The following is a 2,059-nucleotide window of genomic DNA, read 5'->3' as shown; positions in this document are numbered from 1 at the left end:
TTTGGGCCGACACGGACGACAAGGGCGTCAAGCACGCTCTCGATGTGGCCCAGTGCCTGGAAGGCAGGGTCGAGTCCGTTAGGCTCGTGCAGTCCAAGGAAGGCAAGGACGCCTTTGATCACCTCGATGCAGGTCATGGACTAGACGAAGTCGTTCCATTTGAACCCGACAGCGACGATCACCCCGCGATCGAGGACGACCGCGCTGATGACTGGGGTTCGCCGATTCCATTCCGTTCGCACAAACTTCCCGAGTTTACTGTCAATAGCCTGCCATCTCCGCTCTCGGAGTTCGTAAAAGCGGAGTCGCTTGCGACACAGACTCCCATGGACTTGGCCGGCTGCCTCGTGCTGGCAGCATGCTCTGTCGCTATTGGTCGCCGCTTCCGTGTCGAGGTTCGACCAGGTTGGGAGGAACCGACCAACCTGTTCGTTGTAGTGGTGCTTGATTCAGGCAACCGGAAGACAGCCGTCGTAACCGATTTAACCCGGCCAATCACCGAGTTTGAGAAGTCAGAGTGGGAGCGACTCGCCCCGGGGATCACTGACGCTAGAACGCGCCACGACATTCTCAAGAAGCGATGCCAGCTGGCACAGAAAGAGGCCGCGAAAGCCGAACCCCCTGACCGAGCCCAACTAGAACGCCAGGCTGTTGACGCAGCGAATGAGTTGGAGTCGCTTCGTGTGCCCCCTCACCCTCGAATCTTCGGGGACGATGTGACGCCAGAGAAACTTGCTCAACTCATCAGCGACTACGATGGGCAGTTCGCTGTACTGTCAGCTGAGGGCGGGATCTTCGAGTCGATGGCCGGAAGGTACAGCCCCAACAACGCACCGAACTTCGACGTGTTCCTCAAAGGCCACGCGGGTGATCCACTGCGAGTCGATCGAGTTAATCGCCCGCCCGACTCCGTCGATAACCCTTGCCTTACGGTAAGCCTCGCGGTCCAGAACGACGTGCTTCGCGGACTCGCCTCAAAGCCGGGATTCCGAGGGCGCGGGCTGTTAGCACGTTTTCTGTACGCGATCCCCGAGAGCTTCATTGGACGTCGGAGGATTGGCGCTCCGCCGGTGCCGCAATCAGTCCGGCTGGCCTACGAGCAGCGGATTACCGCCATTCTTCAAATGGAGCCGGCCACCGACAACTACGGGAAACCGACCGCTCGCACAATCCGGTTCGATAGGGACGCTGCCGATCGTTTTAGGGCGTTCGAGAAGCAGATCGAGCCCGAACTAGCGCCGTTCGGTGAACTCGGCTCGATACAGGACTGGGGTTCGAAGCACGTCGGCTCTGTCGCACGCATCTGCGGCATCATCCATGTCGTCAAGCTGGCAAACGAGCCCTCGCTGCCGGACACACGAAGGATCGACCTGGCGACGGTCACACAGGCTATCGAAATCGGTGCGTACTTTCGGGCCCACGCCAGGGGCGCGTTTGCAGAGATGGGTGCCGACCCGGAGGTCGAAAACGCAGGACAGGTACTGGCCTGGATCTCTCGAAAGGACAGACGGTCGTTCACCGTGCGAGATGCCTTCCAGGATCTGAAAAGCCGGTTCAGAAGGGTCGCGGATCTTCAGCCAGCCTTGAAGCTCCTAGTGGAACACGAATACATCCGCGAACAGCATGAAGAACGCGGTCAGGGCCGGGGACGGCCGCGAAGTCCTGGATACGACGTGAATCCGATTTTTGAGGATATTGGGGATATTGGGGATCGTAACAGAACAGCCATTTCAGACTTACCTTCCTCATCTGGAACGTCAGTTAAGACCAAAACAACTTTTGATTCCTATCCCCACAATTCTCAATATCCTCAGAATTCATCCGACGACGACGATCAGGGCGAGGCTGCGTGATGCCACGCACCATCGCCACACATTCGGCTCTAGTAGCCGACCTCGCCGCCATCCTTGCCCGTGGCTACCTGCGGTTGACTAGCACTGCGCCACTTTCCGCCACATCTGGCCACAAAGAGCTTGAACTCTCCGCCGAAGAGAGCCCTCATCGTGATGACCACCACGGAGATCATCGATGCCGACGGAAACCAGCGTGATCCGCCAGA

Annotated in this window: 2 protein-coding genes; one reads left to right on the top strand and one right to left on the bottom strand. The window is 58.7% G+C overall.

Annotated features, from left to right (window positions below; translation table 11 throughout):
- The first annotated feature begins 86 nt into the window (after positions 1-86).
- Positions 87-1,853: a DUF3987 domain-containing protein gene (locus GY725_06630; protein ID MCP4003855.1), complete on the top strand. Its 1,767-nt coding sequence runs from the start codon at positions 87-89 to the stop codon at positions 1,851-1,853.
- A gap of 29 nt (positions 1,854-1,882) precedes the next feature.
- On the opposite strand, the gene GY725_06625 is transcribed toward GY725_06630, so the two are convergent.
- Positions 1,883-2,026 (bottom strand): hypothetical protein, encoded by a 144-nt coding sequence (locus GY725_06625; protein MCP4003854.1) that lies wholly within the window; start codon positions 2,024-2,026, stop codon positions 1,883-1,885.
- Between the last annotated feature and the right edge of the window lie 33 nt (positions 2,027-2,059).

This window comes from bacterium, from assembly GCA_024226335.1.
Classification (GTDB): Bacteria; Myxococcota_A; UBA9160; order SZUA-336; family SZUA-336; genus JAAELY01.
The sequence above is the reverse complement of the archived record's forward strand: the minus strand, read 5'-3'. Positions and strand labels throughout refer to the sequence as shown.